At 68.2% G+C, this 25180-nt stretch carries 24 protein-coding genes; 17 read left to right on the top strand and 7 right to left on the bottom strand.

The annotated features are described in order from the left end of the window. The first annotated feature begins 46 nt into the window (after positions 1–46). The 8 genes from BLV63_RS14680 to BLV63_RS14645 all read left to right on the top strand — a co-directional run bounded on the left by BLV63_RS14680 (position 47) and on the right by BLV63_RS14645 (position 7520). A complete protein-coding gene (locus BLV63_RS14680) occupies positions 47–1300 on the top strand; it encodes a sensor histidine kinase (protein ID WP_066214442.1) in 1254 nt (417 codons plus the stop codon). Beyond that, positions 1300–1983 (top strand): response regulator, encoded by a 684-nt coding sequence (locus BLV63_RS14675; RefSeq protein ID WP_066214444.1) that lies wholly within the window; start codon positions 1300–1302, stop codon positions 1981–1983. Before BLV63_RS14680 ends, BLV63_RS14675 begins: the two co-directional genes overlap by 1 nt. Before the next feature lie 555 nt (positions 1984–2538). Beyond that, entirely contained in the window at positions 2539–2808 is a 270-nt protein-coding gene (locus BLV63_RS14670) for an SHOCT domain-containing protein (RefSeq protein WP_066214446.1), read from the top strand. Positions 2809–3383: 575 nt separating this feature from the next. Next, positions 3384–3950: a hypothetical protein gene (locus tag BLV63_RS14665; RefSeq protein WP_066214449.1), complete on the top strand. Its 567-nt coding sequence runs from the start codon at positions 3384–3386 to the stop codon at positions 3948–3950. Positions 3951–3966: 16 nt separating this feature from the next. Further along, positions 3967–4779: an exodeoxyribonuclease III gene (locus tag BLV63_RS14660; protein WP_370959980.1), complete on the top strand. Its 813-nt coding sequence runs from the start codon at positions 3967–3969 to the stop codon at positions 4777–4779. Between the two features lie 42 nt (positions 4780–4821). Continuing rightward, positions 4822–5886, top strand: coding sequence for a tryptophan--tRNA ligase (gene trpS, locus BLV63_RS14655; protein WP_066214453.1), 1065 nt, complete (start codon positions 4822–4824; stop codon positions 5884–5886). Between the two features lie 4 nt (positions 5887–5890). Beyond that, positions 5891–6478, top strand: a complete 588-nt coding sequence (locus BLV63_RS14650; protein ID WP_066214454.1) for a 2'-5' RNA ligase family protein — start codon at positions 5891–5893, stop codon at positions 6476–6478. Then, positions 6453–7520 (top strand): YhjD/YihY/BrkB family envelope integrity protein, encoded by a 1068-nt coding sequence (locus BLV63_RS14645; protein WP_139244707.1) that lies wholly within the window; start codon positions 6453–6455, stop codon positions 7518–7520. Before BLV63_RS14650 ends, BLV63_RS14645 begins: the two co-directional genes overlap by 26 nt. 50 nt (positions 7521–7570) lie before the next feature. Here the strand turns inward: BLV63_RS14645 and BLV63_RS14640 are convergent, their stop codons facing one another. The 5 genes from BLV63_RS14640 to sdhC form a co-directional block, all read right to left on the bottom strand. Further along, the gene (locus BLV63_RS14640) at positions 7571–8335 is read right to left on the bottom strand and encodes an alpha/beta hydrolase family protein (protein ID WP_066214458.1); all 765 of its coding nucleotides are present in this window, start codon (positions 8333–8335) and stop codon (positions 7571–7573) included. Positions 8336–8540: 205 nt separating this feature from the next. Beyond that, positions 8541–9323 (bottom strand): succinate dehydrogenase iron-sulfur subunit, encoded by a 783-nt coding sequence (locus tag BLV63_RS14635; protein WP_066214459.1) that lies wholly within the window; start codon positions 9321–9323, stop codon positions 8541–8543. Continuing rightward, positions 9323–11110, bottom strand: a complete 1788-nt coding sequence (sdhA, locus tag BLV63_RS14630) for a succinate dehydrogenase flavoprotein subunit (RefSeq protein ID WP_066214461.1) — start codon at positions 11108–11110, stop codon at positions 9323–9325. The genes BLV63_RS14635 and sdhA overlap by 1 nt, the downstream gene beginning before the upstream one ends. A 60-nt stretch (positions 11111–11170) precedes the next feature. Beyond that, entirely contained in the window at positions 11171–11644 is a 474-nt protein-coding gene (locus BLV63_RS14625; protein WP_066214463.1) for a succinate dehydrogenase hydrophobic membrane anchor subunit, read from the bottom strand. 3 nt (positions 11645–11647) lie between these two features. Continuing rightward, positions 11648–12028: a succinate dehydrogenase, cytochrome b556 subunit gene (sdhC, locus tag BLV63_RS14620; RefSeq protein ID WP_082724158.1), complete on the bottom strand. Its 381-nt coding sequence runs from the start codon at positions 12026–12028 to the stop codon at positions 11648–11650. 290 nt (positions 12029–12318) lie between these two features. On the opposite strand from sdhC, the gene BLV63_RS14615 reads away from it, so the two are divergent. The 9 genes from BLV63_RS14615 to BLV63_RS14575 all read left to right on the top strand — a co-directional run bounded on the left by BLV63_RS14615 (position 12319) and on the right by BLV63_RS14575 (position 22959). Further along, entirely contained in the window at positions 12319–13416 is a 1098-nt protein-coding gene (locus tag BLV63_RS14615) for a mannose-1-phosphate guanylyltransferase (RefSeq protein ID WP_139244766.1), read from the top strand. Positions 13417–13467: 51 nt separating this feature from the next. After that, entirely contained in the window at positions 13468–14676 is a 1209-nt protein-coding gene (locus BLV63_RS14610; RefSeq protein WP_066214470.1) for an amidohydrolase, read from the top strand. Positions 14677–14820: 144 nt separating this feature from the next. Then, positions 14821–15942: a BMP family lipoprotein gene (locus BLV63_RS14605; protein WP_437438219.1), complete on the top strand. Its 1122-nt coding sequence runs from the start codon at positions 14821–14823 to the stop codon at positions 15940–15942. A gap of 179 nt (positions 15943–16121) precedes the next feature. Beyond that, the gene (locus BLV63_RS14600) at positions 16122–17714 is read left to right on the top strand and encodes an ABC transporter ATP-binding protein (RefSeq protein WP_066214473.1); all 1593 of its coding nucleotides are present in this window, start codon (positions 16122–16124) and stop codon (positions 17712–17714) included. Further along, entirely contained in the window at positions 17707–18918 is a 1212-nt protein-coding gene (locus tag BLV63_RS14595) for an ABC transporter permease (protein WP_244907060.1), read from the top strand. Before BLV63_RS14600 ends, BLV63_RS14595 begins: the two co-directional genes overlap by 8 nt. Then, complete coding sequence (locus BLV63_RS14590; RefSeq protein ID WP_066214475.1) at positions 18915–20198, top strand: ABC transporter permease; 1284 nt, start codon at positions 18915–18917, stop codon at positions 20196–20198. The genes BLV63_RS14595 and BLV63_RS14590 overlap by 4 nt, the downstream gene beginning before the upstream one ends. A 2-nt stretch (positions 20199–20200) precedes the next feature. Beyond that, complete coding sequence (locus BLV63_RS14585) at positions 20201–20671, top strand: cytidine deaminase (RefSeq protein ID WP_066214479.1); 471 nt, start codon at positions 20201–20203, stop codon at positions 20669–20671. Then, the gene (locus BLV63_RS14580) at positions 20664–21992 is read left to right on the top strand and encodes a thymidine phosphorylase (RefSeq protein WP_066214481.1); all 1329 of its coding nucleotides are present in this window, start codon (positions 20664–20666) and stop codon (positions 21990–21992) included. Before BLV63_RS14585 ends, BLV63_RS14580 begins: the two co-directional genes overlap by 8 nt. A 244-nt stretch (positions 21993–22236) precedes the next feature. Continuing rightward, complete coding sequence (locus tag BLV63_RS14575; RefSeq protein ID WP_066214483.1) at positions 22237–22959, top strand: DedA family protein; 723 nt, start codon at positions 22237–22239, stop codon at positions 22957–22959. A gap of 89 nt (positions 22960–23048) precedes the next feature. Here BLV63_RS14575 and BLV63_RS14570 read toward each other — a convergent pair whose 3' ends face one another. Together BLV63_RS14570 and BLV63_RS14565 are read right to left on the bottom strand one after the other, a co-directional pair. Further along, on the bottom strand, positions 23049–24377 hold the full coding sequence (locus BLV63_RS14570) for a hypothetical protein (protein WP_139244706.1): 1329 nt from the start codon (positions 24375–24377) through the stop codon (positions 23049–23051). A gap of 36 nt (positions 24378–24413) precedes the next feature. Continuing rightward, positions 24414–25145: a class I SAM-dependent methyltransferase gene (locus BLV63_RS14565; protein WP_066214487.1), complete on the bottom strand. Its 732-nt coding sequence runs from the start codon at positions 25143–25145 to the stop codon at positions 24414–24416. Between the last annotated feature and the right edge of the window lie 35 nt (positions 25146–25180).

The raw sequence follows: 25180 nt of genomic DNA, 5'->3' as shown, positions 1-25180 counted from the left end.
CACCTGGGGGACGCGGCCGGCTGCCGCGACGTTTAGGCTCGGGATCATGAACAGTGCCCGCCGACGCCGGATCATCCAGTTCGGCATTCCGTGTGCCGTGGCGGTGATCCAGGTCTTCGGCACCGTGGCCATGGCTCACTGGCGCGGTCTGGATCTGCCGCCGGTGACGATGCTGTTCCTACTCGCAGGTCCTGCCGCGCTGCTGTTCATGCGTCGTCGGCCGGCGCTCGTGCTGGCCTTCCAGGTGCTGCTCGCCGGCTGGTACCTCCTGCTCTCCTTGCCCTGGGGGCCGGTCTTCGTGGCTTTCGCGGTGGCCTTGTTCAACGCTTCGCTCCGGGGCAGGCGATGGCAGTCCTGGGCCGTGGTGGGCCTGGTTGGACTCCTGGCGGTTCTTCAGGAAACCGGCTGGGTTCCTCTCCGTGGGGCGTTGTGGACCCCGCCGTGGGCGGCCGGCGCGCCCTGGGCTGCCACGCCTGCCCTGGCGGCGGCGACCGCGTGGCTGGCGGTCCTCGTCCTCCTGGGGGAAGCAGGTCGGCGTCGTCGGTCGAGGCTGACGGAGCTGAGGGAGCAGCGGGCGGCCCGGGCGCAGGCGGAGCGGGACGAATACCGTCTGGCCCTGGCGCGCGACATTCATGACGTGGTCGGGCACTCCCTGTCCCTGATCAACGTGCAGGCTTCCGTCGCACTGCATCTGGGGGAGAAGGATCCGGCGCGGCTTGCCGAGGCGCTGCGGAACATCAAGGACGCGAGCAAGGACTCGCTGGCCGAGGTGCGGGACCTGCTGGATGTCCTGCGGGAGGAGGCGCCGGCCGATGGCGGGATTCACTCTGTGCCCGCGGCATCCCGCACCCCGCCGGTCCGGCACAGGACCCTGACCGAGGTGGAGGCCCTGGTGGAGGAGGCGCGGGCCGTCGGCGTGAGGGTGGAAATCGAACCGCCGAGCGGTCTGAGCGCCTGGCGGTCCGGGAGCCCCGCCGTGGATCCGGCGGCTCAGGATGCGCTGTTCCGCGCGGTGCAGGAGGGTCTCAGCAACGTCCGCCGCCACGCGGCGGCGCCGGAGGCGGTCCTGGCGTGCGGCGTCAGCCATACCGAGCTGTGGTTCAGGCTCAGCAACCCCGTGGAAGACCTGACAGTCCCGGTCCATGAGGGGCACGGTCTCGTCGGGATGCGTGAGCGCGTGGCCGCGTGCGGCGGAAGGGTGACGGCGAGTGCGGGTGATGGATGGTTCCGTCTCGAGGTCGGTGTGCCACGGAGGGTGGACGGCGCAGCAGGAACCCCAGGGATCGAGGTCGCACCGTGATGGTCAGTGAATCAGGAACAGGCGGTCCCATCCGGGTGGCGCTCGCGGACGACCAGGGTCTGATCAGGGCCGGCTTCCGCGCGCTGATCGACGCGGAGGACGGCCTCGTGATCGTGGGGGAGGCTGCCACCGGCAGGGAGGCCGTGGCGCTCGCGCGGAGGGCCCGGCCGGACGTGATGCTGATGGACATCCGCATGCCCGACGGCGACGGCTTGGAGGCCACCCGGGACATCGCCCGCCAGGGGTTTTTGCCGCGGATCATCATCCTCACCACCTTCGGGCTGGACGAGTACATCGTGGAGGCCATCAGGGCCGGGGCCGCAGGATTCCTCGTCAAGGACACCGAACCGGCGGAGCTGTTGCGGGCCATCGGCGCGGTCCACGACGGCGACGCCCTCCTGTCGGCCCCGGTCACCCGACGGGTCCTGGACTACCTCAAAGGCCAGGGCGGTTCTGCCGCGCCCCGGAGCCTGGCGGAGATCACCGAACGCGAGCGTGAAGTCCTGGCCTTGGTGGGCGAAGGTCTCAACAACGCCGAGATCGCCGAGCGTCTGTACATCACGCCCCTCACGGCCAAGACCCACGTCTCCCGGATCATGGCCAAGCTGGGGTGCCGCGACCGGGCGCAGCTGGTGGTCGCTGCCTACGAATCCGGGCTGGTCAGGCCGGGATGGACGCCGTGACGCGGTGTTGCCCGCGGTGGCGTGGGGATACCGTGACGCTCGGCCCCGGCGTCGAGGAGTTCCTCTGAAGCCGGATTTCCGTCACGCGGTGGCGCTGCGTTGATGAAGCTGTGATCCCCGGTGACCTGTGTGGTCCTGACCCCGTGGCACGGTAGGCCTCCTGGTCCGGTGTCGGCGCGGTCCAGTGGGGTTGTGGCTTCGCTCCATGCGGGACCGAGCCGCGGTGACGCTGCGTTGATGGTCCTGTGACCCTGTGACCCTGTGACCCTGTGACTCTGTGACTCTGTGACTCTGTGACACGGCGACCCGGCGATCTGGCGGCCTTGCGGCCTTGAGACCTTGGGACCTTGTGACCCGGCGGCCCTCCCATGCGGCGGCGCTCTGTTGCCGCCAACGACCGGCGTGCTCCGGGCGCGTACTCCCCGGGGAGTACGGGCTCTCGCGAAGTGATTCCCCACGGCAGACGCCTCCGAACAGCGACCGGCGAAAGATGGAATCAGGCCGGAAGACCGGCCTGTCACAGCCGTCGAGGACGGCCCCACGAAAGGTTCCATCATGGTCACCACAGCACTTCTGGCAGCCCCGGCCATCGCCGCCCATGGCATGTGGGCCGGGGGATTCTTTCCCTGGTTCCTCATCTTCCCGCTCTTCTGGTTCATCCTGCTCTTCGTCGGACTGTTCGTCTTCGCCCGTCGTCGGCGTCACTGGGCCGGACAGGCCGGGCGGATGGGTGCGGAGTCGGTCCTGCGGGAACGCTATGCCCGAGGCGAGATCGACGAGACCGAGTACCGCCAGCGCCTCGAGGTCCTCCGCGCGAACTCCTGATCCGGTCGGGTATCAGGAGCCACCGTCTGCTGAGTCCGCTGGTGAGGGGGTGAATCCGCTCTCAGATGTAGCGGATTCACCTCCTCACCAGCGGACTCAGCCGGGTCGAGGCCACCAATGGGCCTGGGCTCCCTCACCCGGGCTCGGACCTGCCCTTCGCTGAGCTCGCTACGAACCGACCGATCTCGCTACTCGGAGTAGCGAGGTCAGCCGGTTCGTAGCGAGTTCGGTCGGCCGAGGGGGCCGGGGATGGCGAGATCAGCCGGTTCGTAGCGAGTTCGGTCGGCCGAAGGGGCCATGGAGCGCGAGATCGGCCGGTTGGTAGCGAGATCGGTCGGTTCGTAGCGAGTTCAGGACGGTGGCGAGCGTGAGGTAGCGAGGTCGGTCGGCCGAGGGGGCCGGGGAGCGCGAGGTCAGCCCGTTCAGTGCGAGTTCGCCGCCGCGACCCCCGCCCCGCACTCACCCCGCTCCCACACCCCGCCCAACCCGGCCGCCTCACCACCACTCCCGCCCCTGCCCGTTCGCCCGTCGGGAACATGGACGGGTGCGGTCCGCGATTGAGAGAGAATGGAAGCATGCGATCTCTTGGACCCGAAGACACCCAGTCCGGCGCCGGCACGCGCTTCAGCGCGGCCAAGGCCAGCACCTTCAGGATCGGCGGCCTGGGCATGTCCGTCCTGGTCCTCGCCTTCCTCGTGGCCGTGATCTTCGCCGCGAACCAGAACAGCGTGGTGGGCTGGTTCGTCGCCGTCATCTCGCTCGGGTGGCTGCTCCTCGCGGCGTTCGTCGTGTTCAGCATCCAGCGTGCGACCAAGCGGGCCGCGGCCAAGCTGAATGAAGCGAGCAACGCCTTCAACGCGGCGGCCGGCCGGGCGCCGTCGTCGTCGTCCGAGGGGACCCGCCTGGTGGCGCAGGACGGCGAGTCCACGCGCATGCGGGATATGAAGCTGGACCACTCGTTCAAGATCGTCCAGGTGCAGGCCCGCGTGATCGAGGAGGAGCTCGCGAAGGGCGCCGCAGGGGACCAGGACATGGTCACCCGCGCCCTCGAGACCATCACCATCACGGCCACCAATGCACGCGACATGATCAAGTCCGGCGGGGCCACGGAAGCGCCCGTGACCGGCACCGTCATCGACTAGAGTTACGAGGGTGAACGTGGCTGAGAAGGACTATCTGCGCATTGCGACCGTCAACGTCAACGGCATCCGGGCCGCCTACCGCAAGGGTATGGCCGAGTGGCTGGCCGGCCGGGACGTGGACATCCTCACGCTCCAGGAGGTCCGCGCCCCTGACGATGTGGTCTTCGACCTGATCGGCGAAGGCTGGCACATCCTCCACGCCGAGGCGGAAGCCAAGGGCCGTGCCGGCGTCGCGCTGGTCTCCCGCGAGAAGCCTCTGGCCACCCGCGTCGGCATCGGCGACGACTACTTCGCCACCACGGGCCGCTGGGTGGAAGCCGACTTCGGGCTCCCCAACGGCGAGAAGCTCACGGTCGTGAGCGCCTATGTGCACTCCGGTGAGGTCGACACCCCCAAGCAGGTCGACAAGTACCGCTTCCTCGACACCATGATCACCCGCCTGCCGGCCCTGGCCGCCGAGAGCGACCACGTGCTGATCACGGGCGACCTCAACGTCGGCCACACCGAGCTGGACATCAAGAACTGGCGCGGCAACACCAAGCGCGCGGGCTTCCTGCCGGAGGAGCGCGCCTACTTCGACCGGTTCTTCGGTGAGGAGATCGGGTTCAAGGACGTGGCCCGCGAACTGGCCGGACCGGTGGACGGCCCGTACACCTGGTGGTCCCAGCGGGGCCAGGCGTTCGACAACGACACGGGTTGGCGTATCGACTACCACATGGCCACCCCCGCCCTCGCCGCCCGTGCGCGGCAGGCCGTGGTGGACCGCGCAGCCAGCTACGACACCCGTTTCTCCGACCACGCACCCCTGGTGGTCGACTACAGCCTCTGAGAGGCAGCGCGCCGGGGTGACCCGCGCGTTCCCAAGGACACCATGAGCCACAACACCATCACCGAAGAAGAATTCCTCACCCTGCACGCCGACCGCAGGCCCCGCGTCCTCTCCGGGATGCAGCCGTCCGCGGATTCGCTGCACCTGGGCAACTACCTGGGCGCCCTGGTCAACTGGGTCAAGGCCCAGGAGGACTACGACTCCTTCTACTTCATCCCGGACATGCACGCGATCACCGTGCCCCAGGACCCCGCGGAGCTGGCCGAGCGCACCCGGCGGACGGCTGCGCAGTACATCGCCGGCGGCATCGACGTCGAGAAGTCCACGCTGTTCGTCCAGTCCCACGTGCCCGAGCATGCGCAGCTGGCCTGGGTCATGATGTGCATCACCGGTTTCGGCGAGGCCTCCCGGATGACCCAGTTCAAGGACAAGTCGGCCAAGGGCGGTCTGGACTCGGCGGGCGTGGGCCTGTTCACGTACCCCATGCTCATGGCCGCGGACATCCTGCTCTACCTGCCGGACGCCGTGCCGGTCGGGGACGACCAGAAGCAGCACGTGGAGCTGGCCCGCGACCTGGCCCAGCGCTTCAACCACCGGTTCGGCGAGACGTTCCGCCTGCCCAAGGCCCTGATCCGCAAGGACGGCGCCCGGATCTACGATCTGCAGGCGCCCACGTCCAAGATGTCGAAGTCCGCGTCGAGCCCCAACGGCCTCATCAACATCCTGGATGAGCCGAAGGTGATCGCCAAGCGCATCAAGTCCGCCGTGACGGACGCGGGTACCGAGATCTCGTTCGACCGCCAGGAGAAGCCGGGCGTCAGCAATCTGCTCGAGATCCTCTCCACCGTGAGCGACACCCCGGTGGACACCCTCGTCGAGGAGTTCCAGGGCAAGATGTACGGCCACCTCAAGGTCGCCGTCGCGGACGCCGTCGTCGAGCGGCTGGAGCCGATCCGGGCCCGCACGCTGGAACTGCTGGAGGACCCGGCCGAACTCGACCGTCTGCTGGCGCGTGGCGCGGAGAAGGCCCGCGCCGTCGCCGCGCCGGTGCTCGCGGACGTCTACGAGAAGGTGGGTTTCCTGGCTCCTGCAGGACAGGCAGACTGAACCCATGTGCCAGGAGCCGAACGCCGGGGGCGCCGTCACTCAGCAGGGTCCCGACCCTGCTGAGGAGACGCAGCCCTGCGTCGGCGTGATCATCGGGTTCCCGGAGGACATCGCGTCCGAACTCCAGGTCTGGCGAGCCTCCTTCGGCGATCCCATGGCCTCCCACGTCCCCGCGCACATCACGCTCGTGACGACCACCCCGGCCGCCGACTGGCCCAGCGCACTGGAGCACGTCCGCTCGGTCGCCACTGACACGGACCCGTTCACCATCACCCTGAACGGCACGGGATCGTTCCGTCCCGTCTCGCCCGTGGTGTACCTGAACGTGGTGGAGGGATTCGAGGACTGCGTGCAGCTGCACGAGGCCCTGCAGGCCGGGCCGCTGGACCGTGAACCGGCCTTCCCCTATCACCCGCACGTCACCGTGGCCCATGATGTAGGGGAGAGCAGTCTGACCGACGCCGAGGAGGCCCTGGCCTCCTACGCGGCCACCATCACGGTGGACCGCATCGGTGTGTACGAGCACGTGGCCAACGGATTCTGGAAACTACGGGAGGAAGTTCCTCTTGGCGGGACACCGAAACAGCGCTGAGGCGCCCGAGAACAGCACAGAACCCTTGCCGGAGGATCCGGCGGGGGAGGAGGTCTCGCCCCTCGACCGGGCGGGCCTCCGCCGTGAGGAACGACGACGGCGGGACGCCCTCTGGCGCGGATTCGGCCAGGGTCAGCGGACCCCCGCCTTCCTCGGGGCCTTCTTCGCCTGGCTGGCGGCCCTGAGTGCCACCTGGCTTCCCCTGAGGGTCTGGGGTAACTTCCAGGCCCGCAACGGCTCACTCGTTGCGGGCGGGGTGGCCTTCCGGATGTTCTTCTCGATCGGCGCGCTGACCGTGGCGGGTTTCGGCATCGGCGGCCTCGTGCTCAACGGGCACCCGGAGTTCCGCGACAGCATCCTGACCGCCGCGTCCAAGGCCCTGCCCGGCGTCATCAAACGCGGTGACGGCCCAGGGCTCATCGACCCCGACAAATTCCTCGACCCCGGCGGCCTGAGCTGGACCGTGGCCCTGTCCCTCGTGGTGGCGCTGTTCAGCTCACTGGGCTGGATCGGCGGCACCCGCGAGGGCATGCGTCAGGTGGCCGTGCAGCCGCCCCTCAAGGAGAACGTCGTCGTCGCCCGGCTCCTCGACCTGGCCACGTTGCTGCTGATGGCGCTGGCCCTCATCCTCAGCGTCGGCATCACCCTGTTCTCCAGTGATCTGCTGGGCCACCTGCTGGCCGGCACACCTTTCGAACAGGTCGTGCGGATCCCGTTCCTGGCGATCGCGGCGGGCCTGATCCTGAACGGCTGCACCGCGGCACTCCTCATGCGGGTGGGAGCACGGCTGAAATTCCCGCGCCGCCCGTTCCTCGAGGGCGTCGTGATCTGCGCCGTCATCCTGACGATCATGCAGGCCCTGAGCAGCGAACTGCTCGGCATGGCGACGAAGAACCCCGTCATGGCGTCGTTCGGCATCGTCGTGGGTGTCCTGGTGTGGCTGAACCTGCTCAGCATGGTCCTGCTGCTGTGCACGTCGTGGTCCACCGTGCGTGCGGCGGACGTCGACGCGGCGTCCCCCGCGGGCTCCGACGCAGCCTGAGCGCCCGTGGGCGGACGGCTTCGCCGTCGTGGTCAGTGCCCCCGCCGTCCTCAGACGGTCAGGTACTGCTCCGCCCACGCGGAGATGATGCGGGCCACGCGCGCCGCCTGGCCCTTGCCTGTCAGGAGGTGCTCCGTGCCCTCCAGGGAGACGAAGCTCCGAGGGTGCCGGGCCGTCTGGAAGATAGCACTGGCGTTGTCGATGCCCACGGTGTTGTCGGTGGGGGAGTGGAGCACCATGAGAGGCCGGTGCAGGCCGCGGATGCACTCCCGCAGATCGGCCTGCTGGACGTCCTCCACGAAGTGCCGACGGACCTCACGACGGCGGCCGCCCAGGTCCACCTCGGCGCTCCCGGTGGAGAGGATGGTGTCCACCTCGGCATCGAACATGTGCTCCACGTGCCGGGGTTCATATGGCGCCGCGACGGTTGCTACGGCGGCCACCTCGGGGAGCGAGGACGCCGCGGCGAGCACTGCCGCCCCGCCGAAGGAGTGGCCCACCAGGAGACTGGCCTGCTTGCCCTCGCTGCGCAGGAACTCCGCCGCCTTGACCGTGTCGGCCACCTTGACGCTGAAGGAGCCGTCCGACCAGTCCCCGGCGGAGTCGCCCAGCCCGAGATTGTCGAAGCGCAGCATCCCCACGCCCTGTTCGGCGAGGCCCTTGCAGATCCGCGAGGCGGACGGGCTGTCCTTGCCGAGCGTCAGTCCGTGGGAGAAGAGGCCCCAGCCGCGGACCGCTCCGTCCGGGACGTCCAGGATGCCGGCCAGGCGTGCGCCCGTGCTGCCGTCGAAGCTGACCTTGAGGGTGGTGGGCATCGGGCCGCCTTTCGTCTGTCGTAGCCCTCAGAAGCGTACCGGTCCGGGGTCATCCGTGCCGGATGTGAAGCACGGCGGCGTCATGCCGGCCGGCCCGGAACAGGCGGGGCGAACACGGCCCGGCGCGCACGACGCCGGCCGGAAACGCGAACGGCGCCGCTCACCGTGAGGTGGGCGGCGCCGTCGTCGTCGGCTGACGCTGAGATCAGATGTTGCGCGTGAGGATCGCCTGCTTGACCTCGGCGATCGCCTGCGTGATCTGGATGCCACGCGGGCAGGCCTCGGAGCAGTTGAAGGTGGTGCGGCAGCGCCACACGCCTTCCTTGTCGTTGAGGATCTCGAGGCGCATGTCACCGGCGTCATCACGGGAATCGAAGATGAAGCGGTGCGCGTTCACGATCGCGGCCGGGCCGAAGTACTGGCCGTCGGTCCAGAACACCGGGCAGCTCGAGGTGCAGGCGGCGCAGAGGATGCACTTGGTGGTGTCATCGAAGCGCTGACGGTCCTCGGGGGACTGCAGGCGTTCCTTGGTCGGCTCGTGGCCGCCCGGGATGAGGAACGGCATGACCTCGCGGTAGGACTGGAAGAACGGTTCCATGTCCACGATCAGGTCCTTCTCCACCGGGAGGCCCTTGATCGGCTCCACGGTGATGGGCTTGGACGTGTCCAGGTCCTTCAGCAGGGTCTTGCAGGCCAGACGGTTGCGGCCGTTGATGCGCATGGCATCGGAGCCGCACACACCGTGGGCGCAGGACCGGCGGAACGAGAGCGAGCCGTCGTGGTCCCACTTGACCTTGTGCAGGGCGTCCAGGACACGATCGGTGCCGTACATGGTGAGCGTGAAGTCATCCCAGTAGGCCTCTTCCGAGACCTCCGGGTTGTAACGACGGACGCGCAGCGTGATGTCGAAGGACGGGATCTCCCCGCCGCCTCCGGCACTCGCCGGCAGCTCCACCTTGGATGCGGGTTCAGCGGTTGCGGCAGTCATCAGTACTTACGCTCCATCGGCTCGTAACGGGTGAAGATCACCGGCTTGGTGTCCAGACGGATGCCGGCGACGTGTTCGGCGGACGACTCGGAGTCCTTATAAGCCATGGAGTGCTTCATGAACTTGGCGTCGTCGCGGTCGGGGAAGTCCTCGCGGTAGTGGCCGCCGCGGGATTCCTCACGGTGCAGAGCCGCCACGGTCATGACCTTGGCGAGTTCCAGCAGGAAGCCGAGCTCGACGGCCTCGAGGAGATCCAGGTTGAAGCGCTTGCCCTTGTCCTGGATGGAGATGTTCTTGTACCGCTCCTCAAAGGAGGCGATGTCCTGGAGCACCTGGTTCAGGGTCTCCGCGGAACGGAACACCTGCATGTTCGCGTCCATGGTGTCCTGGAGTTCCTTGCGGATCGCGGCGACGCGCTCGGTGCCGTTGGCGTTGCGGACGGAGTCCAGCAGGCCGAGGGTGAACGCCTCGGGGTCCTCGGGAAGCTCCACGTAGTCGGCGCCCTTGGCGTACTCCGCGGCGGCGACGCCGGCGCGCTTGCCGAAGACGTTGATGTCCAGGAGGGAGTTGGTGCCGAGACGGTTGGAACCGTGCACGGACACGCAGGCCACCTCGCCGGCGGCGAACAGACCCGGGATCACCGTGTCGTTGTCCTGGAGGACCTCGGTGGCGATGTTGGTGGGGATGCCGCCCATGGCGTAGTGCGCCGTCGGGAACACCGGCACGGGCTCGGTGTAGGGCTCCACGCCGAGGTAGGTGCGGGCGAACTCGGTGATGTCCGGGAGCTTGGCGTCGATGTGAGCCGGCTCCAGGTGCGTCAGGTCGAGCAGCACGTAGTCCTTGTTCGGGCCGCAGCCACGGCCTTCACGGACCTCGTTGGCCATGGAGCGGGCCACGATGTCGCGGGGCGCCAGGTCCTTGATGGTGGGGGCGTAACGCTCCATGAAGCGCTCACCCTCGGAGTTGCGCAGGATGGCGCCTTCTCCGCGGGCCGCTTCGGAGAGCAGGATGCCGAGGCCGGCCAGGCCGGTCGGGTGGAACTGGAAGAACTCCATGTCCTCCAGCGGGATGCCACGGCGGAAGGCGATGCCCATGCCGTCACCGGTGAGGGTGTGGGCGTTCGACGTGGTCTTGAAGACCTTGCCGGCGCCGCCGGAGGCGAATACCACGCTCTTGGCCTGGAAGACGTGCAGTTCGCCGGTGGCGAGGTCGTAGGAGACCACGCCGGCGACGCGCTTCTGCTTGTACGGGGTGCCGTCCTCACGGACCGCGTCCTCTTCGACCGTCAGGAGGTCGAGGACGTAGTACTCGTTGTAGAACTCCACGTTGTGCTTGACGCAGTTCTGGTAGAGCGTCTGAAGGATCATGTGACCCGTGCGGTCCGCGGCGTAACAGGCACGGCGGACAGGCGCCTTGCCGTGGTCGCGGGTGTGACCGCCGAAGCGGCGCTGGTCGATGCGGCCTTCGGGCGTGCGGTTGAACGGCAGGCCCATCTTCTCCAGGTCCAGCACGGCGTCGATGGCTTCCTTCGCCATGACCTCGGCGGCGTCCTGGTCCACCAGGTAGTCACCGCCCTTGACGGTGTCGAACGTGTGCCACTCCCAGTTGTCCTCTTCGACATTGGCGAGTGCCGCGCACATGCCGCCCTGAGCGGCGCCCGTGTGGGAGCGGGTGGGGTAGAGCTTGGTCAGCACGGCCGTGCGGGCACGCTGGCCAGCTTCGATCGCTGCGCGCATTCCGGCGCCACCGGCGCCGATGATCACAACATCGTACTTGTGGACCTGCATTCTCAGATGCCTTCTCTCTTCCAGGAAAATCTTCTGCTCAGGCCGCGAACGGCCTGGACGCTACGGGGCCGGGCAGAAGGACGGCGCGCCGTCCATGAGCTGGCCGTTGAGCACCGGGCACGGATCGAAGGTGAAGATCACCAGCGTGCCCAGGACCACGACGACGGCGGACGCGACGTAGAGCAGCGTCTTCAGGACGCGGCGGGTGCTGTCCTTCTCGGCGTAGTCGTTGATGATGGTGCGGACGCCGTTGCTGCCGTGCAGGAAGGCCAGCCACAGCATGGCCAGATCCCAGAACTGCCAGAACGGGTCGGCCCACTTGCCGGCCACGAAGCCGAAGTCGATGGCGTGGATGCCCTGACCGACCATGAGGTTGACGAAGAGGTGGCCGAAGATCAGCACCACCAGGACGACACCGGAGAGGCGCATGAAGAGCCATGCGAACATCTCGAAATTGCCCTTGGAGCCGGACGTGCGGCGGTACTGCGGGGCGATGCGGCTGTTGCCGCTGCGAGGAGCCTGAATCGTGCTCATGGCTTAGTGACCTCCCAGTGCCAGGCTGAGGTGACGGATGGCGAAGGCTGCGAAGACCACGACCCAGATGATGAGCACGGCCCAGAGCATCTGGCGCTGGTACTTGGCGCCCTTCTTCCAGAAATCGATCGCGATGACACGCAGGCCATTGAAGGCGTGGAACAGGATCGCGGCCACCAGGCCGGTCTCGCCCACGGCCATGAGGGGGTTCTTATACGCCCCGATGACGCTGGTGTAGACCTCCGGGGACACGCGGACCAACGACGTGTCCAGGACGTGCACCAACAAGAAGAAGAAGATCACAACACCGGTGATGCGGTGCCCAACCCAAGACCACATGCCTTCCCGGCCGCGGTACAAGGTGCCAGCTGGTTTCGTCGGCACTGAATAAACCTCCCTGGAACACGGCAGCGCTGGCATGTAGTCCATGCGGGGGAACGCATGCTGTGTGAGCCTGATGGCCCAAGCCAAATCTAGGCTTCGCTCACAGCTTATTCAATTTAGCTTTGCCTTGCCCCAATAATGCGAGTGCGGAATTCGGGCAAATGCGACTGCACGTGAGATTAATGCCACAAACGACCGGTGCGCCCGGGTGGGCCTGCGCCCTCATGAGGGGGTCCGTCGCCTACCATGTGGGGGTGAGTAACGACAATGTGGACGCCCGCAGCCACGCGATGTCCCGCTTCTTCGCGGTCATCCCTGCCGGCGGCGTAGGTACCCGGCTGTGGCCTCTCTCCCGGGCGGCCGCTCCCAAGTTCCTGCATGATCTGACCGGTTCCGGCAGCACCCTCATCCGGGCGACGTACGACCGGCTGGAGCCGCTGGCGGAAGGCCGCGTCCTGGTGGTCACCGGGCAGGCGCACCGCGCCGCCGTCTGCCGTCAGCTGCCGGAGCTCTCCGACCGGGACCTGGTGCTCGAGAGCGAGCCCAAGGACTCCGCCGCCGCGATCGGACTCGCCGCCGCCATCCTGCACGAGCGCGATCCCGAGACCATCATGGGCTCCTTCGCCGCCGACCAGGTCATCAGCCCCACCCACGTCTTCCAGGCCGCCGTCCGCGAAGCGATCCACACCGCGGCCACCGGCAAGATCGTGACGATCGGCATCAAGCCGACGCACCCGTCGACGGGCTTCGGCTACATCCGGGTCGGCGAACTCCTGAAGGTGGAGGAGGCCCCGAACGCCCACGCCGTGGTGGAGTTCGTGGAGAAGCCCAATGAGACCGTGGCCCGCCAGTACCTCGCCAGCGGCGACTACGTCTGGAACGCCGGCATGTTCGTCGCTCCGGTCGCCCTCATGCTCAAGCACCTCGAGATCAACCAGCCCGAGCTGCACGCCGGTCTCCTGGAGATCGCGCGCGCCTGGGACACCCCGGACCGTGACGCGGTCACGGCCCGCATCTGGCCGACCCTGCCGAAGATCGCCATCGACTACGCCGTGGCCGAGCCCGCCGCCGCTGCCGGTGACGTCGCCGTCGTGCCCGGGGAGTTCGGCTGGGACGACGTCGGGGACTTCGCGGCGATCGGCCGCCTCAACAGCGCGCGTGAGGTCGACGACGTCACCGTGCTGGGGGACGACCCCCGCGTCTTCACGGAGGACGCGAGCGGCGTCGTCGTGGCGGACACCAAACGGGTGATCGCGCTCATCGGCATCAAGGACGTCGTGATCGTGGACACCCCGGACGCCCTGCTGGTGACCACCACGGAGCACGCACAGCGCGTGAAGAGCGCCGTGGACGCCTTCAAGGCCAGCGGCGACACGGACGTTCTGTAACCCCGCGTGACCTTTTGAGGTTTTTCCGCACGCCCGCTCTAAAGTGTCAGGGTGCGCAACTACTCCAGCGAATCGAACCCGCCGCAGCTTGCCGGACCCTGGCTGGAACCGCTCCTGCCGGAGCTGATCGAGTTCCGCCGGGACCTGCACGCGCACCCTGAACTCTCCTTCAAGGAGTTCCGCACCACGGACCGTCTCGTGGCCCGTCTGGAGGCCGCCGGACTGGCTCCGCGGCGCCTCGAGGGCACCGGCGTCGTGGTGGACGTGGGGGAGGGGCCCATCGCCACCGCGCTCCGCGGGGACATCGACGCCCTGCCGATCATCGAGGAGACGGGCCTTCCGTTCGCGAGCACCAATCACGGCGTGACGCACGCCTGCGGGCACGATGTGCACACCACCACGATGCTCGGCGTCGCGCTCGTCCTGCACGCGATGCACCAGTCGGAGCCGCTGGGCGGATCCGTCCGGATCATCTTCCAGCCGGCCGAGGAGACCATGCCCGGCGGGGCGCTGTCCTGTATCGCCCAGGGGGTCCTGGACGGGGTGCCGCGCATCATGGCGCTGCACTGTGATCCCAAGATCGACGTCGGGCACATCGGCACGCGCATCGGGGCGATCACCTCGGCGTCGGACACCATCAAGATCGAGCTGACCGGGCGCGGCGGCCACACCTCGCGGCCGCATCTGACCGAAGACCTCGTGTTCGCGCTCGCCCAGATCGCCGTGAACGTCCCGGCCGTGCTCTCCCGCCGCATCGACGTGCGCAGCGCCGTCTCCGTGGTGTGGGGCCAGATCAGTGCGGGCTCCGCTCCCAACGCGATCCCGGCGAACGGGTACATGGCGGGCACGATGCGCTGTCTGGACCGCGATGCGTGGCACGGCGCCGGCGAGCTCCTGGACGCCGTGGTGCAGCAGGTCGCCGCTCCGTACGGGGTGGATGTCCATCTGGAACACACCCGGGGGGTCCCGCCGGTGGTGAACTCGGAGCACGAGACCGCCCTGATCGAGGCCGCGGCCCGCGCCGAACTGGGCGAGAACGCCGTCGTGCTCACTCCGCAGTCCATGGGCGGCGAGGACTTCGCCTGGTTCCTGGCGGACGTCCCGGGCGCGATGATGCGTCTCGGCACCCGCACCCCCGGCGGCGAGGAGTACGATCTGCACCGCGGCGACTACATCCTCGACGAACGTGCGCTCGGCTACGGGATCAGGGTCCTGGCCGGGGCCGCACTGCGCACCATCAGGGATCTCGACGAGGCCTAGGCCTACCCATAGGTAACAAATATTCAACGATCAGTGCATATCCAGCCGTCCGTGGTAGCGGGCGGCGTGGATCACTGAGTAATGTTGCCTTCATCACCGCCCGGGCCATGGATGCTTGGGCATTTCGAGTTTTCTGGAGGATCCTTGAAGATTTCCAAGCAGGCGCGCGCCCTCGGCGCAGCCAAGCGCGGTTCGCTGGTCGGCGTAGCGGGCATGAGCGCCGCAGCCCTGCTGCTCTCCGCCTGTGGCGCAGCCCCGGAGCAGAAGTCCGGCTCCGCAGCCGGCAGCAGCGACTACAAGGCGTGCATCGTCTCCGACTCCGGCGGTTTCGATGACCAGTCCTTCAACCAGTCCTCGTACGAAGGTCTGAAGAAGTCCGAGAAGGACCTGAACATCAAGACCAAGGAGGTCGAGTCCAAGTCCAACAACGACTTCGAACCGAATCTCCGGGGCATGGTCAACGCCGGCTGCAACCTGACCGTCACGGTCGGCTTCCTCCTGGGTGACGCCACCAAGTCGCTGGCCACGGCCAACCCGAGCAAGCACTTCACCATCATCGACTTCGCGTACGACAAGGAAATCGCCAACGTGAAGCCGATCATCTACGACACGGCCCAGGCCGCGTTCCTGGCCGGTTATGCCGCTGCCGCCACCACCAAGACCGGCAAGGTCGGCACCTTCGGCGGCATCAAGATCCCCACCGTCACCATCTTCATGGACGGCTTCGCGGACGGCGTGAAGTACTTCAACGAGAAGAAGGGCAAGAACGTCCAGGTCCTCGGCTGGGACAAGGACAAGCAGGACGGCACCTTCACCGGTGACTTCGAGAAGCAGGACAAGGGCAAGCAGGTCACCAAGTCCCTGCTCGACGGCGGCGCGGACATCATCATGCCCGTCGCCGGTCCGGTGGGCAAGGGCGCTGCCAGCGCGCTGAAGGACGCCAAGTCCGGTGGCAAGGACGTCAAGCTCGTCTGGGTCGACTCGGACGGTTACCTGACCGCCCCCGAGTACAAGGGCCTCATGCTGACCTCCGTCATCAAGAAGATGGACGAGGCCGTCGAGACCGTGATCAAGGACGACAAGGACGGCAAGTTCACAGCCAAGCCGTACGTCGGCACCCTCGCCAACGGCGGCGTCGACGTGGCGCCGTTCCACGACCTCGCCTCGGCCGTCCCGGCCGATCTCCAGAGCGAGCTGGATGCCCTGAAGAAGGACATCGTCGACGGCAAGATCAAGGTCGAGTCCAAGGCCAGCCCCAAGCAGTAGGGCTTCCGGCGTGAGTGCCGCCGCCCCCGTCGCCCGGTGGATTCCGCCGGGCCGGGGGCGGCGGCGCTTTGCGTGAGTGAAGACCTGCACCGCGGACCCGGTGCTGGGATAGCCTGCTGGGTATTCGATGCAATGGGACGACCGCACAGGGCATCATCTGATGGAACGGAAACAACAGCGTGAAACTTGAGCTTCGGGGGATCACCAAGACCTTCGGCACTTTCGTGGCCAACGATCATATCTATGTGGTGGTTGAGCCGGGGCAGATCCACTGCCTCCTCGGTGAGAACGGCGCGGGGAAGTCGACTCTCATGAACGTCCTCTACGGCCTCTATGAACCCACCGAAGGCGAGATCGTGGTGGACGGGAAGCCCATGAGCTTCCGCGGCCCGGGCGATGCGATGGCGGCGGGCATCGGCATGGTGCACCAGCACTTCATGCTGGTCCCCGTGTTCACCGTCGCCGAGAACGTCGCCCTCGGTGGCGAGACCACCAAGGCCGGCGGCTTCCTGGATCTGGAGTCCACCAGGACCCGGATCCGCGAGATCTCCGACCAGTACGGCTTCAACGTCGACCCCGACGCCCTGGTGGAGGACCTCCCCGTCGGCGTGCAGCAACGTGTCGAGATCATCAAGGCCCTGGTGCGCGAGGCGAAGGTCCTCATCCTGGATGAGCCCACCGCCGTGCTGACCCCGCAGGAGACCGACGAGCTCCTGGACATCATGCGTCAGCTCAAGGCGTCCGGGACCTCCATCCTGTTCATCTCCCACAAGCTCCGCGAGGTGCGGGCCGTCTCCGACACCATCACCGTGATCCGTCGCGGCAAGGTGGTGGGCAATGCCGATCCGAGCGCGTCCACCACGGAACTCGCCGCCCTCATGGTGGGCCGCCCCGTCAGCCTGACTTTGAACAAGGAACCCGCGAAGCCCGGCAAGACCACGTTCTCGATCCGCGATCTGACCGTCCTGGCCCCGAACGGCCAGCGGGTGGTGGACGGCATCGACCTTGACATCGCCGAAGGGGAGATCCTCGCCGTCGCGGGCGTGCAGGGCAACGGCCAGACCGAACTGACCGAGGCCATCCTGGGTCTTCAGGAGCACGTGGCCGGGTCGATCACGCTGGACGGCAAGGAGCTTCTGGGCCGGAGCGTCAAGGAAGTCCTGCACGCCGGCGTGGGCTTCGTGCCCGAGGACCGGAAGGAGGACGGCCTGGTCGGCCCGTTCTCCGTCGCGGAGAACCTCGTGCTGGACCTGTACGACCAGGCGCCCTTCGCCCGTGGCGTCGCCATGGATCCGGGCAAGGTGGCCGCCAACGCCACCGCGAAGATCGACGAGTTCGACATCCGCACGCCGTCCGGTGCGACGGCGGTCGGTTCCCTCTCGGGCGGCAACCAGCAGAAGGTGGTCATGGCCCGGGAGCTGTCCCGGCCTCTGCGCCTCTTCATCGCGTCCCAGCCCACCCGTGGTGTGGACGTGGGGTCCATCGAGTTCCTGCACCGCCGGATCGTGTCGGAGCGGGACAAGGGCATCCCCGTGATGATCGTGTCCACGGAACTCGACGAGGTGGTGGAGCTCGCGGACCGGATCGCCGTCCTCTACAAGGGCAAGGTGGTGGGCATCGTCCCCTCGGACACGCCCCGTGACGTGCTCGGCCTCATGATGGCGGGCCTCTCGCCGGAGGACGCCGCCCACAGTACCGCCACGCAGCATCAGCCCGGCCGCCATCAGGCCGGGGACATTCAGACGGATCAGGCAGGAGAAGCCGGTGAGTAAGCAAGAACAGCCGCGGCTGGACGGTCAGGAGATCGTGAAGAAGATCTTCACGGGCAACGCGATGGTCTCCTTCCTGGCCGTGTTCCTGGCCCTGGTGCTGGGCGGTCTGCTCATCGCGGCCACGGACAAGGACGTCGCCACCACGGCGGGGTACCTGTTCGCCCGACCCACGGACTTCCTGAGCGCCCTCTGGAAGGCCGCCACCAACTCGTACGTCGCACTGTTCCAGGGAGCCGTATACTCCCCGGAGGCCACGGGTCCGCTGGGTCACTTCGGTCCCTTCATGGAGACCCTGACCATCGCGACGCCGCTCATCACGGCGGCGCTGGGCGTGGCCCTCGCGTTCCGTGCGGGCCTGTTCAACATCGGCGCCCAGGGTCAGATCATCGTCTCCGGCACGCTCGCCGCGTACCTCGGTTTCGCCTGGCACCTGCCGCCGTTCCTGCACCTGCTGCTGGTGATCATCGCCGGTGTCCTGGGCGGCGCGGTCTGGGGTGGCCTGGTGGGCTACCTGAAGGCCCGCACCGGCGCCCATGAGGTCATCCTGACCATCATGTTCAACTACGTGGCCCTGTACTTCCTGCGTTACCTGCTGACCACGCCGGAGTTCCAGCGCCCGGGGGAGACCAACCCGATCTCCCCGGCCCTCGACCCGAACGCTGTCTATCCGCTGATCGCGGGGGACCAGTACCGTCTGCACGCGGGCTTCCTGCTGGCGATCGCCGCCACGGTGTTCGTGTGGTGGCTCCTGAACCGCTCCACCTGGGGCTTCGAGTTCCGCGCCGTGGGCGCCAACCCGAAGGCCGCGCAGACCGCGGGCGTCAACGTCTCGCGCGCCACCGTTCTCGTGATGGCCTTCGCCGGCGCGCTGTCCGGCCTGGGCGGCGTCGCGCAGGTCGCGGGCACCGAGAAGGTCCTGACCGACGGTGTCGCCGCGAGCTACGGCTTCGACGCCATCACGGTGGCCCTGCTCGGCCGCTCCACCCCGTGGGGCACCTTCGCGGCGGGTCTGCTCTTCGGAGCGTTCCGCGCCGGTGCGGTCCAGATGCAGATCCAGACCGGAACCCCCATCGACATCGTCCTGATCGTCCAGTCCCTCATCGTGTTGTTCATCGCGGCCCCGCCGCTGGTCAAGGCGGTCTTCGGGATGAACCGTAAGAAGAAGGCCACCAAGGCCGTCCCGCTCACCGGAGGTGCCGTATGAGCACAGCAGTTGCAAGTCCCGCCCCGGTGGAGGCCGGCCTGAAGCCCGTCGGCTGGAAGATCCCCGTCATGCTCGGCGTCGTGGCCGTCGCCACGTTCCTGTTCTGCGGCATCCTCGGACCGGACTCGACCGCGGGATTCGGGATCTCCCAGGACGGCGATTTCTTCCAGCTTCCCGTCGTGACCCTCCCGGCGAAGGCCACGGGCCTGGTGCTGGGCGTCGTCATGATCGCCATCGCCGCATGGTCGGTCGTGCTGCGGAACCGTGCCCGCACGGTGCCGATCTGGGCCGTGGCCGTCTTCGCGGCGGCCTTCGTCATCGCGTTCCTGACCGCCGTCGTCGGTGGTGCACGCCTGCACGAGATCTCCCTGGCCGGCCTGCTGGCTGGTTCGGTGACCCTCGCCGTGCCGCTCGTGTTCGGTTCCCTCTCCGGCGTGCTCTGCGAACGCGTCGGCGTCGTGAACATCGCCATCGAAGGGCAGCTCCTGGGCGGCGCGTTCACCGCGGCCCTCGTGGGCAGCGTGACGCACAACGCCTTCGCCGGTCTGCTGGCCGCCGCGGTGGCCGGCGCGCTCGTCTCGATGGTCCTGGCCGTCTTCAGCATCCGCTACCTGGTCAACCAGATCATCGTGGGCGTCGTGCTGAACGTGCTGGTTTCCGGCCTGACCGGATTCCTCTTCTCCACGCTCCTGCAGTCCGACCCGGAGAAGCTGAACTCGCCGGCGCACCTGCCCGTCATCGACATCCCGGTGCTGTCCAGCATCCCGCTGATCGGCCCGATCCTCTTCAAGCAGTCGATCATCGGCTACCTCATGTACGTGGCCGTGTTCGTGGTGTGGATCGGTCTGTTCAAGACCAAGTGGGGCCTCCGGGTCCGCGCCGTGGGTGAGCACCCGCAGGCCGCCGACACCCTGGGCATCAACGTCAACGCCACGCGGTTCTGGAACGTCACCCTGGGTGGCGCGATCGCCGGCATCGGCGGTTCCTACTTCACCCTGGTGGCCGTGGACTCCTTCACCAAGGAGATCTCGGGTGGCCGAGGCTTCATCGCCCTGGCGGCTCTCATCTTCGGCCGCTGGAACCCGATCGGCGCCTTCCTGGCCGCGCTGCTCTTCGGCTTCGCGGACAATCTGCAGTCGCTCGTCACGATCATCGGCACCCCGGTGCCGAGCCAGTTCATGGCCATGCTGCCGTACCTGGTCACGATCCTGGCGGTGGCCGGTCTGGTCGGCCGTTCGCGGCCGCCGGCGGCCAGCGGCGTCCCCTATGTGAAGGAATAGCCATGGGGGACACGACGCCGGCCGCGGCCACCGCGGCACCGGACTGGGACGCACTGCGGCAGGCCGCCGTCGTCGCCATGGAGAAGGCGTACGCGCCGTACTCGCGGTACCCCGTGGGTGCGGCGGCCCTTCTGGACGACGGCCGGGTGGTGTCGGGCTGCAACGTGGAGAACGCGAGTTACGGGCTGACGCTGTGTGCGGAGTGCACCCTCCTGGGGCAGATCCGCATGGGCGGCGGCGGTCTGATCCGCGCGTTCTACTGCGTCGACGGCGCCGGCTCCGTGCTGATGCCCTGCGGCCGCTGCCGTCAGCTGCTCTACGAATTCCGGGCCCCGGACATGGTGCTCATGACCAGCCACGGGATCAAGACCATGGACGAGGTGCTGCCGGACGCGTTCGGGCCGCAGCACCTCGAGGAGGACCGTCCGGCGGCGCCGGAAGGTCAGGACCACCAGGAGGGGACGCATGACTGAGGCTTTCGACGCGGTGGACGTGATCCGCACCAAGCGCGACCGCGGGGTGCTCAGCCCCGGCCAGATCGACTGGGTGATCGACGCGTACACGCGCGGCGTCGTCGCCGAGGAGCAGATGGCCGCACTCAACATGGCCATCCTGCTCAACGGCATGAGCCGCGAGGAGATCGCCCGCTGGACGGCCGCGATGATCGCGTCCGGAGAGCGGATGGACTTCTCCTCCCTCCGTCCACGCACGGGCGGCCCGGTCAACGCCCAGGGGTCCATGCCCACCACGGACAAGCACTCCACCGGCGGCGTGGGGGACAAGATCACCCTCCCGCTGGCGCCGCTCGTGGCGGTGTACGGCGTGGCGGTGCCGCAGCTGTCCGGCCGCGGCCTCGGCCACACGGGCGGCACCCTGGACAAGCTGGAGGCCATCCCGGGCTGGCGCGCGGACCTCAGCAATGAGGAGATGCTCGCCCAGCTCCAGGATGTCGGCGCGGTCATCTGCGCGGCCGGTTCGGGCCTGGCCCCGGCGGACAAGAAGCTCTACGCGCTCCGGGACGTCACGGGCACCGTGGAGGCCATTCCGCTCATCGCGTCCTCGATCATGAGCAAGAAGATCGCGGAAGGCACCGGGTCACTGGTGCTGGACGTCAAGGTGGGCAGCGGCGCCTTCATGAAGGACGAGGAGCAGGCCCGTGAGCTGGCCCGCACCATGGTCGCCCTCGGCCACGACGCCGGGGTGAACACCGTGGCCCTTCTGACCGACATGTCCACCCCGCTCGGCCTCACGGCGGGCAACGCCATCGAGGTCGAGGAGTCCGTGGAGGTCCTGGCCGGTGGCGGCCCCGAGGATGTGGTGGAGCTGACGGTCCGCCTCGCCGAGGAGATGCTGCAGGCCGCGGGAGTGCGCGACGCCGATCCCGCGGCAGCGCTGCGTGACGGCCGCGCGATGGACGTGTGGCGCCGGATGATTTCGGCGCAGGGCGGCGACCCGGACGCGCCGCTCCCGGTGGCGAAGGAGAGCGAGACCATCCTGGCCCCGGCCGACGGTGTGCTCGTGGAACTGGACGCCCTGAAGGTCGGCGTGGCCGCCTGGCGTCTCGGCGCGGGCCGTGCCCGCAAGGAGGACGTGGTCCAGGCCGGCGCCGGGGTGCGTCTGCACGCCAAGCCCGGCGCGGTGGTCCGGGCGGGGGAGCCGCTCATGACGCTCCTGACAGACACCCCGGAGCGCTTCGGGCGGGCCAGGGAGGCGCTGGAGGGCGCCACCCTGATCGCTCCGGAGGGTTCGCGGGCCGGCAACCGGCTGGTCCTGGACCGCATCGCGGCCGACTGATCCTCACGCGCAGCCGACGTCGGGCGGCACAGCACAGCCTCGCTCTCCTCCTGGGAACGGATCGTCTCCGTCCTGGGTATGAGAGCGGGGCTGTCGCATTTCGGCCGAGGGGCTGACGCCGCGGGGCGGAGGCCGGGCCTACTGTTTAACGTGTGACTTTCACGGTGGCCGTGTAGCGAACGGCACGGCCACCGTGGGACACTTTCCCCATTGTTTCGAAAATCAAACAGGAGACACGGCCCGCGTGGAATTCATTGATCAGGCGATCCTCCATGCCGCTGGCCAGTGGTGGATCTATCCCGTCCTCCTGGTGTTCTTCTTCGTGGACGGCTTCGCGATGGTCGTCCCGAGCGAGACCCTCATCGTGGCCCTGGCCGCCTACTCCCGCCATGCCGGTGAACCGAACCTCTGGATCCTCGGCCTGACGGCGCTCGTCGGCGCCATGGCCGGCGACAACATGGCGTACATGCTCGGCCGCAAGATCGGACTGGACCGCTGGCGCTGGATGCGGCGGCCGAAGGTCCGGAAGGTCTTCGAATGGGCCGACTACGAGCTGCAGAAGCGCGGTGCGGTCCTGATCTTCACGGCACGCTACATCCCCTGGGGCCGCGTGGCCGTCAACTACGTGGCCGGCACCACAGGCTTCCCGCACCGTCGCTTCTTCTTCCTCGATGCCTTCGCCTGCGTCACCTGGGTGGCGTACTCACTGATCATCGGTCTGGTGGCGAGTTCCATCCCGTGGCTCCACCACAACCCCCTCGCCAGCGCCGGCATCGCCGTGGCGTTCGCGATCGTGCTGGGATACGTGATCGATCATGTCCTGCGCTGGTGGCACAAGCGTCTCGGCCGGAACGACGTCCCGGAGCGCCCCGTGAGCCTGAAGAAGGAACGCGCGATCGAAGCCGGTGCGGACGGCGCTGCCGAGCCGACCGTGTCCAAGCCGGCCGAGAATCCGCCGGCCCCCTGATTCCTGTCCCGTGACGGACTGAGGCCCCCGCTTCGGCGGGGGCCTCACATGTTTCCGCGCACGCCGCGGTCGGCGTCGCGCATCATGGCTCAGTCTGCCGACGACGACGCCGGCCACCACGCGTGCTGACCGTCGCCTTCCCAGGGCGTTGCGGAGCCCGGATCGGCCTGGGCGTTCACGAGCCAGTACGTGCTCAAGGGCGCCCATCCCGCGATGACCGAGTGACCCGCGGGCGGACGGGCGGGCAGTTCCTGCTCCAGCACCTCCGGCCCCTCGCCGGGGTCCACGAGACGAGGCACCGGGATGGCGACGCCCGCGGAGGTGAGGTAGCCGCGCAGGGTGAGGTGGAAGGCGTCGAACTCCGCCGCCATGGCGTCGAAGTCGGGGATCAGCCACGGCTCGATCTCGCCCGTGACGCGGTGCCAGTCGTGCCGTTTGGTGGCGCTCACGTCGAACGGGAACCGGGCGCACAGCCAGGCCCAGTCCTGTGGGCTGTCGATGATGAAGAGCCGCAGGTCCTCCGGCGGGCGGGGCTTTTCGAGGCGGTACGCCACGGCGCGTTCCCAGCCGTGCGGATCCTCCACGAGTCGCAGTCCGACCGGTTCGTCGGGGTGGGCGCCGTGGTGTGGATCGATCATGGAGCTCGGCCAGGCGGGGCAGGACTGGGCGAGCTCCGACGGCGGGGTGGACCACCATTCGCCCGAATGGCGCGTCGAGGGGTCCGCCGGAAGCTCGAGAATCATACTGCTTTCCCAGGCCGTGGTCCGGTCCCACCACTGGTCGAGCACCTGAGCCGCGTCGTCCTGCGCGGGAGGGGCGCCGAACGGGAGGCCCGCGGCGCTGTTGTCGAATTCCACGACCCAGGCGGTGTCCGCCACGGGACTCGCGTCGAGTCCGAAGGCGAGGATGGCGCGGGCGGCTTCCCGGGCGAACGGGAACAGCGCCCGGCGGATCGGCTCCTGCGCGGCCAGGATCTCCTCGCCGTGGACGTCGCCCCAGTAGGAGGCCTCGCCGACTGTGACCTCCAGGGCTTCGAGGAGTTCCGGTCCGGTCACGGGCGAAGGGTCGTAGCAGCGGATGCGCTGTGCGAGCTGCTCGTAGGGGAGCGGGTCCGGCATCTGGGGCTCGGCCGGTTCGCGTACGCCTCGTCCGAAACGCCGCGGCAGTCCCTGCCAGCCCCGCTCACCTGGTGCACGGCGGGACAGCTCGGTGGCGACGTGCTCGTCGTGACAGGCGTTGAAAAACGCTTCGTGGTCTTGCCCGACCGGGCCATCGAAGTCGCCGTCCATGAGCTTCACCAGGTGGTTCTGGAAGCAGGTGAAGGTGAGGCGGAGCCCGCGCGGCGAGCCCAGCATGGCCCGGGCGAAGTCCTCCGCGCGATCGTCCCCTGGGCGCGGCGCGCCGTCGTCGTTCCCCATGACCGGAGCCTAGCCGAGAGGCAGCCACCCGGCCATTCAGCGGCGGATCGCCTCGATGACGAGGAGGCGGGAGTTCTCGCGGACGGGAGTGCGGTCCCAATCGCCCCAGACGGCCCGGACGTCGAAGCCCGCGCGGTCGAGCTGCTCGACGAGGGTGGCTTCGGCGCGGAAGGCGAGGGTGAAGTCGTGGGACAAGTCCTCGCCGTCCAGGAGATTCCGGGCACGGAGGGCGATCGTTCCCTCACCCGTCTCGTCGATGTTCTGGTCCAGGAGCTCGAACGACTCCTGGAGCCTGCCGTGGGGAGTGTCCCGTTCCGTCGGGGCTGCCGAGGCCCAGCCCTCCCACGCACGGTCGGAGGGATTGCGGCTCTCGAAGGCGAGCAGCCCGCCGGGCCGGAGCGAGGCGTGGAGGTCCGCCAGGGTGCGTTCCCAGGCCCCGTCCGGGATGTGCTGGGCGACGTTCCCGCTCAGGATGGCGACGTCGTGTGCGCCGGGCGGGATCGATCGGCTGTCGCCGAGGATCCAGTCGACCTGTTCGGCGCCGCGCCGTCTTTTCGCGAAGTGCAGCATCGCAGGAGAGGGGTCGACGCCGACCACCCGCCGGCCGGGTGCGGCGAAGGTGACCGTGAGGATGCCGGTGCCGCAGCCGAGGTCCAGCACCGCACGTGCGCCGGCATGGTCCACGAGGGAACGGTAGTAGTCGTGGTCCGGGCCATCCGGATTGTCGATGTCGTACAGCTCGACGAGCCGTGGGTCGAGGTCGGCCATGCCTTCACGCTAACAAGGGGGTGTGGCGAGGGGAA

The sequence above is a fragment of the Arthrobacter woluwensis genome (assembly GCF_900105345.1).
GTDB classification, from domain to species: Bacteria; Actinomycetota; Actinomycetes; order Actinomycetales; family Micrococcaceae; genus Arthrobacter_E; species Arthrobacter_E woluwensis.
Note: the sequence above shows the minus strand (reverse complement) of the source record. Positions and strands in the feature narration are given on the sequence as shown.